The sequence below is a fragment of the uncultured Nevskia sp. genome, from assembly GCF_903885465.1.
In the GTDB taxonomy this organism is placed as follows: Bacteria; Pseudomonadota; Gammaproteobacteria; order Nevskiales; family Nevskiaceae; genus Nevskia.
The window spans coordinates 1-16,259 of sequence record NZ_CAISIQ010000159.1; the positions used below are offsets into that span (position 1 = coordinate 1).

Sequence of the window (16,259 nt, forward strand, 5' to 3'; positions counted from 1 at the left end):
ACCCGAAGATCAAGACCAAGGTGATCTGGGTCGACACCTGGTATGACCCCGGCAAGGAGCGCCAGGCCGCCGAAACCCTGATCGCCCAGGGCGCCGACATGCTCTGCCAGAACACCGATTCGCCGGCCGCCGTCCAGGTGGCCGAAGAGAAAGGCGTGCACGCCTTCGGCTGGGATTCGGACATGAGCAAGTACGGCCCTCACGCACACCTGACCGCCAATACCGAGAACTGGGGCGTCTATTACATCGACGAGATCAACAAGCAGCTGGCCGGCACCTGGACCGGCAACCGCAACACCCGTTGGGGCATCAAGGAAGGCCTGGTGGTGCTGTCGCCGCTGAATCCGTCGGTTCCGGCCGATGTCGCCAAGCTGTTCGAGGAACGCAAGAAAGCGATTATCGACGGCACGCTGCTGCCGTTCGCCGGACCGCTCAAGGACAACACCGGCGCGGTCAAGGTCGAAGCCGGCAAGGCGCTGCTCGACGAGCAGCTGTTGTCGATCAAGTGGTATGTCGAAGGCGTGGATGGTTCTATTCCGAAGTAATACCGGTTTCCAGTTGTTGGGTTGCGTAAAGCTATGTCTAGTCAGGTTGGAAGAGCAGCGTGCTTAGCGCTCGTCACCACGATTGCTCTTCTTGTGGCGGCGTCGTTCGGGCCGCTGAGTCGTTTACCCGCCAGTTTTGTGGTCGACGATAAATACCTGTCGGTAGTGCGGGCCCATGAGCTTGTTCTGGCCGTTTGCGGGTTTTCGGTCTCTCTGCTTCTGGGCGGTCTTGCGAAATGCAGTATCCGGGTGCGCGTCCTCGTAGCGGTGATCTCCGGTACGGTCTATTTCATATGGGTGCAGGCTGGCGATCCGGGTGTCCTTGCTGACTTAGCCGGCGAGTTAATGGACTTCCACTCCCGTTATCTTGCCGCCGGCGCGGCGGTTGTTCTCATCTACCTCGCGATAGCGACGTTCTTCAACGCGAGCCAGCGCAAATGATTTCCAACCGGCGGCTCCAGCCAGAGCTGTAGGACCGAGGCGACCTTTGCTTTTCCTCAAGCCAACGATTGAGAACTAGAAACTGCCTCATGCCCATCCTGCTGCTGCGCGACGCCGATGTCGTCGTCACCATGGACGCTGCACGCCGCGAGATTCGTGGCGGCAGCGTCGTCATCGACAACAAGGTCATTGCCTGCGTCGGCGACGAGAACGAAGTCAGTGCCTGGATCGCGGCTGATCCGGCGCGCAAGCCGACGCGGACCATCAGCCTGCGCGGCTGCGTGCTGCTGCCGGGCCTTATCAACGGCCACCATCACCTCTACCAGACACTGACTCGCGCGATCGGCACCGGTGGCGGCCTGGTGTTGTTCGACTGGCTCAAGATGCTTTATCCGATCTGGGGCCGCATGGATCCGGAAGCGGTCTACGTCAGCGCCAAGATTGGTCTGGCCGAGCTGGTGCTGAGCGGCGCGACGACGGTCGCCGATCATCTCTACATGTATCCGAACGGCACGCGCATCGACGACGAGATCGCCGCCGCGCAGGAACTCGGCGTGCGCTTTCATCCCACGCGCGGCTCGATGAGCGTCGGCGAATCGCAGGGCGGTCTGCCGCCGGATCGCCTGGTCGAGCGGGAAGACGCGATCCTCGCCGACAGCCTGCGGGCGATCGAGACCTTCCACGATGCCGAACGCTATTCGATGCTGCGGATCGGTCTGGCGCCGTGCTCGCCGTTCAGCGTCAGCGGCAGTCTGATGCGTGAAAGCGCGCGGCTGGCGCGCAGCCACGCCAAGGTCGGGCTGCATACGCATCTGGCCGAAACCGCCGACGAGGATCGCTACTGCGTCGAGAAATTCGGCATGCGGCCACTCGACTATGCGGAGTCGGTGGAATGGCTCGGTGACGATGTCTGGTTCGCGCACATGGTGCATCCGTCGCCGGCCGACATCGCCAAGATGGCGCACAGCTGCAGCGGCATCTGCCATTGCGCGAGCAGCAACATGATCCTGGCGTCCGGCATCGCGCCGGTGCGGGCGATGGTCGATGCCGGCGTTCGAGTTGGTCTTGGTGTCGACGGCTCGGCGAGCAACGACGGCAACCACATGCTCGGCGAAGCGCGGCAGGCGATGCTGCTGCAACGGGTCGGCTGGCCGGGTTTCGAATCACGCGCCGATCGCTTTTCCGCGCGCGAAGCGCTGGAGCTGGCGACTCTGGGCGGCGCCAGCATGCTCGGTCGCGACGACATCGGCAGCCTGCAGCCGGGCATGGCGGCGGATCTGGTCGCATTCCGCGTCGACGGACTCGAACACGCCGGCGCCCAGGGCGATCCGGTTGCCGCGCTGCTGACCTGCTCGCCAGTTCGCGCCTGGACCTCGGTGATCAACGGCCGGGTGGTCGTCGATGAAGGCGTGCTGCTCGGTGTCGACTTGCCGCAGCTGGTGGCAAGACACAACGCGGCGAGTCGTCGATTGCTCGAAGTTTAGGCAGGGCTGGGAAACAGGCCGCTGGTATCATCGCGACATGCTTTTCGACCCTTCCGCAGCACCGCCATGAGCACGCCGAACTTCCAGCCGCTGCCCTGGCAACGCACGCTGTGGACGACGGTCGCCGCGTCGATGCAGGACGATCGTCTGGGCCATGCGCTGCTGATCGCCGGACCGCCGGGCGCTGGCAAGCGGCACTTCGCGGCTTGCATCACCGCAGCACTCTGGTGCCGCCAACGCGCAACTGACGGCACGGCCTGCGGTGCCTGCTCAGACTGTCTGCAGGTGCTCAGCGAAGCGCATTCCGGCTACTTCCTGCTCAGAGTTGAGGAAGGCAAGCGCGATATCCCGATTAGCGCCGTGCGCGAGCTCAGCGAGAAGCTGACGATCACCCAGTACGACGGCCGCGCCAAGGTTGCGATCATCGATCCGGCCGATTCGCTGAACGTCAATGGCGTCAACGCGCTGCTGAAGACCATCGAGGAGCCGACGCCGGGCAGCCATCTGCTGCTGGTCAGCAGTCGCCCACAGGCGCTGGCGCCGACCTTGCGCAGCCGTTGCCAGCGGCTGGCGATCGCAGCGCCAGCACGCGACGTCGCACTGAGCTGGCTGCGTGTCGCCAGCGGCGGCAAGTTCGATGAGGCCGCACTCGGTCAGGCCTTCGAGCTGGCCTCGGGCGCACCGCTGAAAGCGATCGAGTTGCTGGCCGGCAATGGTGTCGCCGTGAGGGCTGACTGGGCGCGCGGCCTGCTCGATCTGGCCCATGGTCGCGGCGAGCCGGTGCCGATGGCGGCGGCGATCAACGAAGCTGATCCGGCAGGCTGGGTGCAGTGGCTGTATGGCTGGCTGGCAACGCTGCTGCGCTCGCGGCTCAGTGCCCAAGCCGGTGATGACGCTGGCCTGCGAAGCCTGGCGCTGCGGCTGCCGGCCGAACTGCTCGATCGCTATGTCGCCGAAGCGCAGACCGCGCTCGAACGCATTCACGGCGCGGCTGACAAGAAGCTGGTGATCGAATCGCTGCTGATCGGCTGGATCGCCCTTCTTGCACGGGCCGGCCGCGCTGCGCAGAATCCTCGGACATGAACACCACGACTCGTCCCGGTGCGCCCTCCCCCGGCATCCTGACGCTCAGCATCAAGGACAAGCCGGCGCTCTACGCGTCCTACATGCCGTTCATCAAGAACGGAGGCCTGTTCATTCCGACCAACAAGGAATACCGGCTAGGCGACGAGGTGTTCATCCTGCTGACCCTGATGGATGACCCGGAGCGCATCCCGGTCGCCGGCCGAGTGGTCTGGCTGACGCCGCGCAATGCCCAGGGCAAGCGCCAGCAGGGCATAGGCGTGCAGTTCAGCGGTCAGGACAATGGCGATACCCAGAAGCGGATCGACGCCTATCTGGCGGGTGTCAGCGCGGACAAGCCGACGCATACGATGTGAGCTTTGCGGCCAATCCCTCCCGTCATTCCCGCCTTCGCGAGAATGGCAGTTGTTTGTAGTGTTCGAAGGAAGCGGGTCTAACCAGGCTTCTTCTGGCTCTTCTCGGCCAGGCAGGCAATCAGGTCCTGCCAGGATTTGACGAACGAAGCGGCACCATCGCGCTGCAGCTTGGTAGCCAGTGCATCGATATCGACACCGGCCGCAGCGATCGACGCCAGCACCGTTTCGCAGTCGCCGCCGGTCGGTGGCAGCAGCGGCCCCGGATTGCCGCTGTCGACGTAGGCGAGCAGCGTCTTCTCGGGAATGGTGTTGACCGTGTCCGGCGCTGCCAGCGCATCGACGTAGTAGCTGTCGCCCAATGCCGGGTCCTTGGCGCTGGTGCTGGCGAACAGCAGACGCTGCGGCGAGACACCGGCCGAGATCAGCTTCTGCCAGCGGGGCGAGATCAGCAGCTTGCGGTACTCGCGATAGCAGCGGCCCATCATCGCCACACCGAGCCGGTTATGCAGCGTGTTCGGCAATTGCGCTTTCACCGCAGCGTCCCAGCGGCTGACGAACACCGAAGCAACCGACGACACATTGGCCGGCAGGCCGGCCTCGAGACGACGCTCGATACCGCGTGCCCAGGCTTCGGCCGCGGCCAGATACTGCTCGGCGGAGAACAGCAGGGTGACGTTGACCGGCACGCCGGCGGCGATCGCTTCCTCGATCGCCGGAATGCCGGCCGGCGTGCCCGGAATCTTGATGTAGAGATTCGGCTTCGCTGCACGGGCATGCAGATCGACTGCGGCATTGACCGTCGCTTCGGTCTCATCAGCCAACAGCGGCGACACTTCCAGCGACACCCAGCCATCAACACCGTTAGTGCGCTCGAACTCCGGCGCGAACAGATCGGCGGCGGCCGACAGATCCTCGATCGCCAGTTCGAAGAACAGCGCTTCGTCGCTCAGGCCTGCCGCTGCCTTGGTGCGGATCGCTTCGTCGTAGACGCTGCCGTTCTTGATCGCCTGCTCGAAGATCGTCGGGTTCGAGGTCAGGCCGGTCACCGCGATCTCGCGGATGTAGCGGGCGAGGGTGCCGTCCTGCACCAGGGTGCGGGTGATGTTGTCGAGCCAGAGGCTCTGGCCAAGTGCGTGCAGGCGGTTTGCAGGGTTCATGCGGAGCGGATCGATAGGAAGGAACACAAAGGGATGTCCCGATTCTACCGATCCGCAGCGGCCCGACACGCCAACCGGCGCTTCGGCCTCAGCCCAGGCTCGCGCGAGCCTGGCGTGCGGTGCTGACCATCAGGCGCAATGCCGCTTCAGTCTCTGGCCAGGCACGCGTCTTGAGGCCGCAGTCCGGGTTCACCCAGAGGCGTTCGGCCGGCACTACCGACAGCGCACGATCGAGCAAGGTCTTCATCTCGCCGGCGGACGGCACCCGCGGCGAATGGATGTCGTACAGGCCGGGGCCGATGTCGTTCGGATAGCGGAACTCGGCGAAGGCATCGAGCAGCTTCATCCGCGAACGCGAGGTTTCGATGGTGATGACATCGGCATCCATCGCCGCGATCGCCGGCAGGATGTCGTTGAACTCCGAGTAACACATGTGGGTGTGGATCTGCGTGTCGTCGCGGACGCCGGACGCGCAGACGCGGAACGCGCGCACCGCCCAATCGAGATATGCAGGCCAGTCGGCCTTCTTCAGCGGCAGGCCTTCGCGGATCGCCGGCTCGTCGATCTGGATGAGCTTGATGCCGGCCGCTTCGAGATCGCAGACCTCGTCGCGCAGGGCCAGTGCCAGTTGCAGCGCGACTTCGCGGCGCGGCAGATCGTCGCGCACGAAGCTCCAGAACAGCATGGTGATCGGGCCGCTGAGCATGCCCTTCATCGGCTTGGTCGTGAGGCTTTGCGCGTAGCGCGCCCATTCGACGGTCATCGCCCGCGGCCTTGCCACATCGCCATAGATCACCGGCGGTTTGACGCAGCGTGAGCCATAGCTCTGCACCCAGCCGTTCTCGGTGAAGCAATAGCCATCGAGTTGCTCGCCGAAGTACTCGACCATGTCGTTACGCTCGGCTTCGCCATGGACCAGCACGTCGAGACCCAGTGTTTCCTGCTTTTCGACGGCGTAGCGGATTTCCGCCTGCATCGCTTGCCGGTAGTCCTGATCGCCGAGCTTGCCGGCCTTGAAAGCGGCGCGCGCAGCGCGAATCTCGGCGGTCTGCGGGAACGAGCCGATCGTCGTGGTCGGCAGTGGCGGCAGATTCAGCACGGCCTGCTGTTGGACGATGCGCGACACGAACGGCGCGCCACGACGGGCATCGGCTTCTGACAGAGCAGCAACTCGTGCCCGGATTTCGGGGCGCAAGGTGGTCGTTGCCTGTCGTCGCGTTTGCGCAGCCGCCGTGGATGCTTGCAGCGCGTCTGCGATTGCGTACTCGCCATCGTCGAGCGCGCGCTTGAGCAGCGCTACTTCATCCAGCTTCTGGGTGGCGAATGCCATCCAGCTTTTGAGCGCGGGATCGAGCTTGTGCTCGTGGGCGAGGTCGGTTGGCACATGCAGCAGCGAGCAGGACGCCGACACCCAGAGCCGGTCGCCGAGGGTCGTGCTGGCATCGCGCAGAGCGGCCAGCGCCTGGGCCAGATCGGTGCGCCACAGATTGCGGCCGTCGATCACGCCCAGCGACAGGATCTTGTCCTGCGGCCAATTGCTGAGGAAGGCGTCGAGCTGCTGGGGCGCGCGAGCCAGATCGAGATGCAGGCCGGCAATCGGCAGCTGTTTCAGCAAGGCCGCGTGCTGCGCAACGTCGCCGAAGTAGGTGGCGAGCAGGATCGCCGGACCGGCGCTGGCCAGCTCGCGATAAACCACCGGCAGCGCCGCCAGCCAGTCCTGCGGCAGATCAAGCGCGAGGATCGGTTCGTCGATCTGCAGCCATTGCACGCCCAGCGCTTTCAGCTCGGCCAGCAGCACGAAGTAACCGTTGAGCAGCAGGCTCAGCAGCTTCAGCTTGTCGAAGTCCGGCTCGCTAGCCGCCAGCCACAACCAGGTCAGCGGACCGGGCAGCACCACCTTGACCTTGTGGCCGAGCGCCAGCGCCTCGCGCACGTCCGGCAGCAGCCAGTCGCGGTTCAGGGTGAAGCGGGTGTACGGCCCGATCTCGGGGACCAGGTAGTGATAGTTGGTGTCGAACCACTTCTTCATCGCCAGTGCCGGCTGCTCGGCGGTGCCGCGCGCCATCGCGAAATAGCCGGCGAGGTCGACCCGGCCACCGAGGCCGAAACGCGCCGGTGCCGCAGAGAACAGCGCGGTGACGGTATGCAGATGGTCGTACCAGGCGAAGTCGCCGACGGTGACGACGTCTAGCCCGGCAGAGCGCTGCAACTGCCAGTGCCGCGCACGCAGATCCTGGCCAACGCGCTGCAAGCCCGCTTCGTCGAGCTTGCCGCTCCAGTGCGCTTCGAGCGCGGTCTTCAGTTCGCGGCGCGAGCCGATGCGGGGAAAGCCAAGGATGTGGGCGACGGTCATGTTCGGAATCGGGAGTTCAGTGCGGCAGGCATGGTCACGGCAGCACACTCATGATTCAATCGCAGTGTTTTCACCACTTCGATGAATTTCATTCATGGCTCAGTCGCCGCTGGAGATGCGTCACCTGCAAACCCTGCTGGCCTTGTCCGAGACCGGTTCGCTCGGCAAGGCAGCGGAGCGCGTCTTCGTCACCCAGTCGGCGCTGTCGCATCAGTTGAAAGCGCTCGAAGCGCGTTACGGAGCGCCCTTGTTCGAACGCAACACCAAGCCGCTGCGCTTCACGCAGGCCGGCACCAAGCTGGTGGAACTGGCGCGCACGGTGCTGGCGATGACGGCGCAGGCCGAGCGCGAGGTCGCGCAATGGGTGTCGGGCCGCAGCGGCGCCTTGCGGGTGGCGGTGGAGTGCCACACCTGTTTCGACTGGCTGATGCCGGCGATGGATGCCTTCCGCGAGCACTGGCCGGATGTGGAACTGGATCTGGTCGGCGGTTTCCAGATCGATCCGATGGCGCTGGTCGAATCAGGGGCTGCGGATTTCGCGGTGATCCACGACCGGCCACCTGCACGCGCTGCCGTTGTCGTGGAAAAACTGTTCAGCTACGAAACTCTGGCCGTCTTGTCACCGCGTCATCCGCTGGCCCGCAAGGCGTTTCTGGAGCCTGCCGATTTCGGAGCCGAAACGCTGATCAGCTATCCGGTCGACGAGGACATGCTCGACGTCGTTCGCCACTTCCTGGCGCCAGCAGGCGTCACCACCCAGCGGCGCAAGGTGGAACTCACCGTCGCCATCCTGCAACTGGTGGCCAGCAACCGTGGCATCGCCGCTTTGCCGGAGTGGAGCATCGCGCCGTACTTGACGCGCAGCTACGTGATCGGCAAGCCGCTGGGTCCGAACGGCTTGCGCTGCGATCTGTACGCGGCGATTCCCGAAAGCCTTGCCGCTAAGCCGTTCATGAGCGACTTCCTGGCGGAAGTTCGCCGCTGCTCAGGCGTCCTCTGATTCAACTCTTGCGTGGCCAGGCCTCGGGCCTTGGTGGCGGCAGTCGCACGCCCTTGCGAGCCTTCATCACCAGTCCCGCCTGCCGTGCCCACAGCGCCAGATGCGCCTGTACCTGGGCGCGATCCTTCATCAGATGCGCCTGGGTCGCAAGGCCGACAAGAAAGCAGCTCAGCTGCTGAAACAGCGCATGCAGATCGGCCTTGCTGGTGCCGCTGAGCTTCGGGTTGGGCTCGAAGTAATGTTCGACGGCCGGCGCGAACACGCTCTGCACGCGTTTCAGTCGCTCACGCAGCGCATCGGCGAGATTCTCGTCGCGCAGGGACGCAACCAGCAGTTCGGTGTAGGCGTGGAACAGCGGTGTGGAGAACACCTGATCCCAGGCTGCTTCGACCAGCCGCGTCAGCCGGTCGTCCTCGTCGCCGATCGACAACAGCAGCTCGCCCAGCTGCCGGTAGGTACGGCGCAGCAGATCCTCGGCGGCGTCGAGCATCAGCGCCTGCTTGTTCGGGTAGTGATGTACCTGCGCGCCACGCGAGACGCCGGCGCGGCGGACGATCGAACTCAAGGTCGAGGCCGCATAGCCGTCTTCGGCAAGGCTTTGCAGGGTCGCTTCGAGCAGGCGGCTGCGCATGCTGTCGCTGCGCTCGGCCTGGGTGCGGCGCAACTTCTTTGGGGCAGGAGACGCAGCGCTGATCGGCATGAAGTTGGGGAGACAGGGAAATTACGATACCGTCCAGACTGTATGTAAAATCACTGTCGCTGACCAGCCCACCCAACCTCCATCCGATCCCCAACGATGACCTCCAATCCGCTGCTGCACGGCGTCCGCGTGCTCGACCTGTCCCGCCTGCTGCCTGGCCCGTTCTGCACGCTGTACCTTGCGCAGCTCGGCGCCGAGGTGATCAAGATCGAGGAACCGAACGGCGGCGACTACGCGCGGGCGATGTCGGCGGAGATGTTCTCGGCGGTCAATCGCGGCAAGAAATCGGTGACCCTGGATCTGCGCCAGGCGGCCGATGTGGCGCTGTTCAAGAAGCTGGTGGTTGATGCCGACGTGGTGGTTGAATCGTTCCGGCCCGGCGTCATGGATCGCCTCGGCTGCGGTTACGAGGTGCTGAAAGCGATCAACCCGCGCCTGGTGTTCGCCGCACTGACCGGCTACGGCCAGACCGGCCCGTACCGGAATCGCCCCGGCCATGACATGAACTACCGCGCCTACGCCGGCGAACTGGAGCAGACCGGCAACGCAGACTCCGGCCCGGTGGTCGGCAATCTGCAGGTCGCCGATATCGCCGGCGGCGCGCTCAGCTGCGCGGTCGGCATCCTCGCGGCCTTGCTCGGTGCTCGTGCCAGCGGTGTCGGCAGCTTCGTCGACGTCGGCATGATGGACGCCACCCTGGCGATGCAGGTGCTGTCGCTGTCGGCGATCCGCACGTTCGGCAAGGCGCCGGCACGTGGCGGCGATTTCCTGTCCGGCGCGCTGCTGAACTACGCCGTCTACGAATGCAGCGACGGCAAGCATCTGGCCGTCGGCTCGCTGGAACCGAAGTTCTTTGCCGAAGTGCTGAAGCTCGCCGGCCGTGCCGATCTGGCCAAGTTGCCCGCCGCGCCGGGCAAGGCTGGCGCAGCGTTGCGCCAGGAGTTGGTCGCCCTGTTCAAGACCCGCACGCGCGACGAATGGGAAACGCTGCTTGCCCACGAGGAAACCTGCGTCAGCGCCATCCTCACCCCGAGCGAAGCGCTGAACAACGAGCAGGTCGTCGCCCGCAACATGGTCGTCGACGACAACGGCAAGCCGGCGTTCAACCTGCCGATCTTCTTCGACAACGCACTGGCCGTGAACGGCCAGTCGCCAAAGCTCGGTGCCGACAACGAGGCCGTGCTCGGGCCGCTGCGCGGCTGAGTTTTCTCGCTTCGACACAGCGCTTCCGAAGAATCGGAAGCGCTGTTTTCGCTCAGCCGGTCGCGAAGATCGTGTCGGACCCGGTATGCGCCTTGCGCAGGTCGCGCTTGAGGATCTTGCCGGCGGTGTTGCGCGGCAGGTTGTCGACGAAGATCACCTGCTTCGGCACCTTGTACGGCGCCAGCGTGGTCTTCGAGTGGGCGATCAGTTCCTCGGCCGTGACGGACGCGCCATCGCGGAGCACGACGAAGGCGCTGACTGCTTCGATCCATTTCGGATCAGGCAGGGCGACCACGGCGACTTCTGACACCGAGGCATGGGTGAGCAGCGCTTCCTCGACTTCGCGGCTGGCCACCAGCACGCCGCCGGTGTTGATCACGTCCTTGACCCGATCGGCGATGAACAGATAGCCCTCTTCGTCGAAGTAGCCGAGATCGCCGGAGTGGAACCAGCCGCCGGCAAAGGCTTCGGCAGTCTGTTCGGGCTTTTCCCAGTAGCCGACGGTGAGATGCGGCGAGCGATGGATGATCTCGCCGAGCGTGCCGGTGGGGCAGTCGTTCATCTCTTCATCGACGACCCGGGTTTCGACGTTGAACACCGGCCGCCCGCAGGACGCCGGCCGTGCCTCGTGCTCGTGCGGCTTCAGCACCGTGGCCATCGGCGCGATCTCGGTCTGGCCGTAGCAGTTGTAGGGCTCGGCCTTCGGTAGCCGCTGACGCAGTTCCTGCAGCACCGGCACCGGCATGATCGAAGCGCCGTAATAGACCTTCTCGAGCGAGCTCAGATCACGCTTGGCGAAATCCGGATGGCGCAGCAGGCTGATCCAGACCGTCGGCGGCGCGAAGAACGAGGTGATGCGCTCCTGCTCGATCAGCTCCAGCACGCGAGCCGGCGCCGGGCTTTCGATCAGCAGCACCAGGGCACCGGACAGCAGCTGCGGCATCGTGAACACGTGCATCTGGGCGGTGTGATACAGCGGCAGCGCGGCGAGATTGCGGTCACGTTCCTTGAACTCGAGATCCTGCACGCAGGACTGGTACTCGAACAGGATGCCGACATGGGTGTGCGCCGCGCCCTTCGGTGCTGCCGTGGTGCCGGAGGTGTAGAGAATCTGGGCGACGCCGTGATCGTCGACCTCATATTCCACAGCCTGCGACGGCGTCTCGCTGCGGGCAATGCTCAGCAGATCCTGTCCCGGATCGCTGTGCAGACGACGCGATGGCGGGCACTGCGCGCCGAGCGCACCGGGCAGCACTTCGAGATGGGTTTCCAGATCGGGATCGCAAAGGATCAACCGGGCGCCGGACTGGCGAACCAGATAGATCAGTTCGTCGCCGGTCAGCGCGTAGTTGATCGGCACGTGAATCGCGCCAAGCCGGGCGCAGCCCAGCCAGGCGAGCAGGTAAGCATCCGAGTTGCGGCCGTAGCAGAGCACGCGGTCGCCAGTGCCGATGCCCAGGCCGACATACCAGGCGGCGAGGCGATCAGCCGCCTGATCGAGTTCGGTAAAGGTCCAGCTGCGATCGTTGAAGCGCAGCGCCGTCTTGCCACGGAAGCGGCGCGCAGTGCGGCGCAGTGCATCGCCGAGGGTATTGCGGCGGGCACGGACGATGTCGGCAGGCAGTGGCAGGCTCACAGGGATCTTTCTCGCAGTGTTGGTGAGGCGACGGGACTAGGCCGGCGCATGTTCTGAACCGCAACCTTAACCGCTGCGCGCGATGGACAGAACCACCCGGTCGGGCAGTCGTTGTCAATCAGTCAGCGGGGTTTGCGGCTCAGCGCCTTGGCGGCAGGTTTCAATCGGGATACCGGCACCGCTGGTGGGGGTGCTTCGGGCTCGTCGACAACACCATCGAGGCTCGCCCGCAGCGAGCGCGCCATGTCGAGGAAAGCCTGCAGCAGCGTCGAGTCGTCATCATCACGACGATGGATCATGCACAGATTGACGGTGGCGCGGTCGGCCTTGCGCAGCGGAATCTGCACCGTGCCAGGCACTCGCAGATTGCAGCCGGAATCGGTCAGCAGGCTCAAGCCGAAGCCACTGGCGACGAGGCCGATCGCGGTGACCATGTCGTCGATCTCGTAAGCCACGTTGGGCGTGATCCGCTGGGCGCTGAACAGCCTCATCATTTCGTCGATGAAGCCGGGGCGGGGCGCTCGCGGATAGAGGATCAGCGGCTCCTGGCCGATGTCCGCCAGGCTCAGCTCGCGCCGGCCGGCGAGGCGATGCTGGGCCGGCAGCACCACGTGCATGCGTTCGGTCTGGATCACTTCCCAGCGCAGATCGCTTTCATCGGCGAAATAGCGGTTGAAGCCAACGCTGATCCGTCGCTCGCGCAGCGCCTTGATCTGGCTGGCGCGGTCGAGGTTGTGCAGCACCAGCTCGACCTTGGGATGGCTGTCGCGGAAGGCATGGACGATCTTCGGGATCGCGCCCAGCACCGCCGAGCCGAACACGCCGATGTCGAGCCGGCCGATGCGCCCCTGTCCGGCCAGCCGCACGCGCTCGCCGGCCTGCTGGGCCAGCATCAACAGGTTGCGGGCTTCCTCGTAGAACAGCTTGCCGGCGGCGGTCGGCTCGATGCCGCCGGCACTGCGCACCAGCAGCTGCACGCCGAGCGCGCTTTCGAGCATCTGCACGTGACGGGTCAGCGGCGGCTGCGAGATGTGCAGCTTGAGTGCCGCGGCGCGGAAGCTGCGCTGCTCGACCACGGCAACGAAGCAGCTCAGCCGACGGAAGTCCATGAAGCTCGAAGCCGCCATGCTTTCTCCTCATTAGGGTCCTGGGCGATGCCGATCTTGTATCACCTGGGCCGGTCAAAGGTATTAGACGGATGCACGGCCTGCCACTAGTTTCGACGCCTGAGTGCAAGGCGCAGCAAAACACCGGAGGCGCGCGATATCGATGCCGATCATCCAGGTCAACATGCTTGAAGGCAGGACGGTCACCCAGAAGCGTGCTCTGCATGCTGCGCTGACCGACGCGGCAGTCGCAGCGCTCGGTGTGCCGAAGGATTCGGTGCGCGTGATGATCCACGAGCTTGGGCAGGAGCATTTCGCGCTGGCTGGCATCACCGCCGGCGAGCTGCCCTTGTCGAAACGCCGTCGCGACGCAGCCCCGGTCGCGGAGCTGGAGTTGGAAGCCGTAGCGAAGTAGTGCAGCAGGAGCACCGATCCGCCACCAGAAGCGGACGGCCCGGACAAGAACAAGTGCACAGAGATTGCGACGAGGAGATCACCGCATGACCGCAGCAAGCAGCAGCCTGCCTCAGGGTTTCGAGGAACTCGAAGGCTTCGTGCCGTACTGGGTGCTGGACAGCAACGACCAGCGCCGTGCCGCGCGCTCCACCGCCGAGATGGACGACATCCAGCGCTTCTACGACGCCATCGTCGCCCGCGCCGAACAGGCCATCGTCCATTGCGAGCAGTTCACGCTCGGCCAGATGCCGCCGGCCAGCGAGCGTCTGTTCAAGCTGCTGCTGGCGATGAACCACGCGGCAATCGCGGTGGAGATGCACGGCGAGCCGCGCGCCTTCGATTCGACCTGGCCGAGCGCGGTCAGGATCACCCAGGGTCCGTGGCCGCACGGCGGCCGCATCTGAACCGGAGCCAAGGAACATGAGTGCAGTGATCGAAAAACCGGCGCAAACCCCGAACGCGGGGCGCCACGTCATCGACGAACAGAGCTTCACCCACGCCGCTGGCCTGTCGACCGGCCCGGTGTCCGTCGAGCCCTATCGCTCGCCGGCGTTCTTCGAACTGGAACGCGAACGTGTCTTCAAGCGCGCCTGGCTGTGCATCGGCCGGGTCGAACAGTTGCCTCAGGAGAACGCCTACTTCGTCAAGGACCTCGAGATCTGGAAGGCCTCGGTGCTGGTCACGCGCGGCAAGAACAACAAGATCCGCGCCTTCCACAACGTCTGCAGCCATCGCGGCAACCTGGTGGTCAACCAGACTTGTGGCGTGGCCGAGCGACTGGTCTGCCGTTATCACAACTGGCAATACCGGAACGATGGCGAGCTGATCGGCGTTCCGGATCAGAAGCATTTCTTCGATCTCGACAAGAAGACCTGCGGCCTGACGCCGATCAGCTGCGAAGTCTGGGAAGGCTTCATCTTCCTCAATCACCAGAGCAAGCCTGAAGTGTCGCTGGCCGAATTCCTCGGCCCGTTCGGCACTCGCTACGCCGGCATTCCGTACTTTAATCTCGATGAGACGATCGTCATCCAGGCCGATTTCAAGGCCAACTGGAAGCTGATCGCCGACGCCTTCGCCGAGCCCTACCACGTGCCGAGCCTGCATCCGGCGACCTTGGCCCCGGGCTTCGCCCATCCCGAACAGAACCGTTATGCGCGGCCGCTGAGCGCGATGGCGCACGGCATTCATCGTCACTTCTCGGCCTACGGCAATCCGGACTATGTGCCGGCGCCGACCTCGAAGGTCGAGCAACTGGTCTATGTGCAGGACACCGGCGGCGTGCTCGGCGGCGATGACAGCGGCAATGCCGCGGCGCTGACCGCGCACCCGGCGATCAATCCGACCAAGGATCGTTCGTGGTCCGCCGACGTCACCTGGATCTTCCCGAACTTCAACATCGACTACTCCACGGGTGGCTTCTGGACCCACGAGTTCTGGCCGGTCGCCCACAACCGCACGCAGTGGACTCTGAAGATCTACATCCCGAAAACGATGTCGATCCGCCATCGTCTGCAGCTTGAGCATTACGCCTGCCGCTGGGCCGAAGTGGTGCTGGAAGACGTCACCAACTGCGAGCGCATTCAGCGCGGGCTGGAGAGTGGCGCCAAGGACACGATGATCCTGCAGGATGCGGAGATGCTGATCCGCCACTCGCTGCATGTACTGGACAAGTGGGTGAAGGCCGACCATGTGGCCGACGCCCTGAGCTAGGGCCTGTCAGCGATCAAAGTGATTGTTGACAGGCCCACACGCTGAGCAAGCTGCACGGCAGCGCCGGATCGCGACATCAGAGCGCGACCGGCGCTGACCGATAACGATAAAAACCATCTGGGAGGAGACGTCCGTGATCGACAAGAAGACTGCTGCAGTTGGCGATGAACCGCAGCTGCGTACCCGCCGCGCGCTGCTCAAGGGCCTGGCCGCCGGATCGGTTGCCGCTGCCGGCAGCCTGCCGGCGCTGAGCCATGCCGCCGGCCCTGCAGCGACGAAATGGGCTGCCGAAGCCGATGTGCTGATCGTCGGCACCGGTATTGCCGGCACCGCCGCTGCGCTCGCTGCCGCGAGCAAGGGCGCTTCCGTGATCATGCTCGAGAAGATGCCGTTCAAGGGCGGCACTACGGCGAAGTCCGGCGGCGTGTTCTGGATTCCTGACAATGCCTGGCTGGCCTCGCAAGGCATTGCCGACAACCGCGCCGACGCGCTGCGCTACATGGTGCGGCTGTCGTATCCGCATCGCTATGTGGAGAGCGATGCGCTGCTCGGCATCAGCCAGGCCGAATACGATCTGATCGCCACCTTCTTCGACAACGCCGCCAAGGTCGTGAAGACCTTGAGCGCCAGCACCGGCCTGAAGCCGATGCCCTGGTACACCTGGGAAGGCAAGCCGTTTCCGGACTATTACGCGCAGCTGCCGGAATGCAAGGTGCAACGCGGTCGCTCGCTGGTGCCGGACATCACCGGCCACGCGGAACGCATCGTCTGGCCGCAGAACGGCGGTGGCGGGGAGTCCCTGCTCTGGCAGTTGCAGCAGGGCTTCGACAAGCTGCCGATCCAGATGCTGCTCGAACATCAGGTGCAGGATCTGATTCGCGACAGCGCAGGCGCCGTCATCGGCCTGAAGGTCGATCGCGGCGATGCCGAGCCGGTGAACTTCCGCGCCAAGAAAGCGGTGATCTTCTGCTCCGGCGGCTTCACTCACAGCATCGAGCTGAGCCGCGCCCATCTGAAGGGCCATATCTG

Annotated in this window: 16 protein-coding genes; 11 read left to right on the forward strand and 5 right to left on the reverse strand. The window is 64.8% G+C overall.

The window, feature by feature from the left end:
- From QZY06_RS05935 to QZY06_RS05955, 5 genes are all read left to right on the forward strand, one after another.
- Window positions 1–545 (forward strand): BMP family ABC transporter substrate-binding protein (locus QZY06_RS05935; protein WP_295681525.1); only part of this gene is annotated, 545 nt, incomplete at its 5' end.
- Between the two features lie 33 nt (window positions 546–578).
- The gene (locus QZY06_RS05940) at window positions 579–986 is read left to right on the forward strand and encodes a hypothetical protein (protein ID WP_295681528.1); all 408 of its coding nucleotides are present in this window, start codon (window positions 579–581) and stop codon (window positions 984–986) included.
- 89 nt (window positions 987–1,075) lie between these two features.
- Window positions 1,076–2,470: an 8-oxoguanine deaminase gene (locus QZY06_RS05945; protein ID WP_295681531.1), complete on the forward strand. Its 1,395-nt coding sequence runs from the start codon at window positions 1,076–1,078 to the stop codon at window positions 2,468–2,470.
- Between the two features lie 66 nt (window positions 2,471–2,536).
- Window positions 2,537–3,553: a hypothetical protein gene (locus QZY06_RS05950; RefSeq protein ID WP_295681534.1), complete on the forward strand. Its 1,017-nt coding sequence runs from the start codon at window positions 2,537–2,539 to the stop codon at window positions 3,551–3,553.
- A complete protein-coding gene (locus tag QZY06_RS05955; protein ID WP_295681537.1) occupies window positions 3,550–3,909 on the forward strand; it encodes a PilZ domain-containing protein in 360 nt (119 codons plus the stop codon). Before QZY06_RS05950 ends, QZY06_RS05955 begins: the two co-directional genes overlap by 4 nt.
- A gap of 77 nt (window positions 3,910–3,986) precedes the next feature.
- Here the strand turns inward: QZY06_RS05955 and tal are convergent, their stop codons facing one another.
- Window positions 3,987–5,066 carry a transaldolase gene (tal, locus tag QZY06_RS05960; RefSeq protein WP_295681540.1) on the reverse strand — a complete coding sequence of 360 codons (1,080 nt, stop codon included), beginning with the start codon at window positions 5,064–5,066 and terminating at the stop codon, window positions 3,987–3,989.
- An 88-nt stretch (window positions 5,067–5,154) separates the two neighbouring features.
- A complete protein-coding gene (gene metE / locus QZY06_RS05965) occupies window positions 5,155–7,419 on the reverse strand; it encodes a 5-methyltetrahydropteroyltriglutamate--homocysteine S-methyltransferase (RefSeq protein ID WP_295681546.1) in 2,265 nt (754 codons plus the stop codon).
- A gap of 94 nt (window positions 7,420–7,513) precedes the next feature.
- Here metE and QZY06_RS05970 point away from each other — a divergent pair, with 94 nt between their 5' ends.
- Window positions 7,514–8,419, forward strand: a complete 906-nt coding sequence (locus tag QZY06_RS05970; RefSeq protein WP_295681548.1) for a LysR family transcriptional regulator — start codon at window positions 7,514–7,516, stop codon at window positions 8,417–8,419.
- Window position 8,420: 1 nt separating this feature from the next.
- Here QZY06_RS05970 and QZY06_RS05975 read toward each other — a convergent pair whose 3' ends face one another.
- A complete protein-coding gene (locus QZY06_RS05975) occupies window positions 8,421–9,083 on the reverse strand; it encodes a TetR/AcrR family transcriptional regulator (protein ID WP_295681551.1) in 663 nt (220 codons plus the stop codon).
- 132 nt (window positions 9,084–9,215) lie between these two features.
- Here QZY06_RS05975 and QZY06_RS05980 point away from each other — a divergent pair, with 132 nt between their 5' ends.
- Window positions 9,216–10,322: a CaiB/BaiF CoA-transferase family protein gene (locus QZY06_RS05980; RefSeq protein ID WP_295681554.1), complete on the forward strand. Its 1,107-nt coding sequence runs from the start codon at window positions 9,216–9,218 to the stop codon at window positions 10,320–10,322.
- 52 nt (window positions 10,323–10,374) lie between these two features.
- On the opposite strand, the gene QZY06_RS05985 is transcribed toward QZY06_RS05980, so the two are convergent.
- Both QZY06_RS05985 and QZY06_RS05990 read right to left on the reverse strand, forming a co-directional pair.
- Window positions 10,375–11,958: an acyl-CoA synthetase gene (locus QZY06_RS05985; protein WP_295681556.1), complete on the reverse strand. Its 1,584-nt coding sequence runs from the start codon at window positions 11,956–11,958 to the stop codon at window positions 10,375–10,377.
- Between the two features lie 122 nt (window positions 11,959–12,080).
- A complete protein-coding gene (locus tag QZY06_RS05990) occupies window positions 12,081–13,085 on the reverse strand; it encodes a LysR family transcriptional regulator (protein WP_295681557.1) in 1,005 nt (334 codons plus the stop codon).
- Window positions 13,086–13,227: 142 nt separating this feature from the next.
- Between QZY06_RS05990 and QZY06_RS05995 the strand changes: the two genes are divergently transcribed.
- The 4 genes from QZY06_RS05995 to QZY06_RS06010 all read left to right on the forward strand — a co-directional run.
- Window positions 13,228–13,479: a 2-hydroxymuconate tautomerase family protein gene (locus QZY06_RS05995; protein ID WP_367275576.1), complete on the forward strand. Its 252-nt coding sequence runs from the start codon at window positions 13,228–13,230 to the stop codon at window positions 13,477–13,479.
- An 85-nt stretch (window positions 13,480–13,564) separates the two neighbouring features.
- A complete protein-coding gene (locus QZY06_RS06000; RefSeq protein ID WP_295681563.1) occupies window positions 13,565–13,924 on the forward strand; it encodes a hypothetical protein in 360 nt (119 codons plus the stop codon).
- A 16-nt stretch (window positions 13,925–13,940) separates the two neighbouring features.
- The gene (locus QZY06_RS06005) at window positions 13,941–15,230 is read left to right on the forward strand and encodes an aromatic ring-hydroxylating dioxygenase subunit alpha (protein WP_293397084.1); all 1,290 of its coding nucleotides are present in this window, start codon (window positions 13,941–13,943) and stop codon (window positions 15,228–15,230) included.
- A 133-nt stretch (window positions 15,231–15,363) separates the two neighbouring features.
- On the forward strand, window positions 15,364–16,259 hold an 896-nt coding region (locus tag QZY06_RS06010; protein WP_295681567.1), incomplete at its 3' end, for an FAD-dependent oxidoreductase.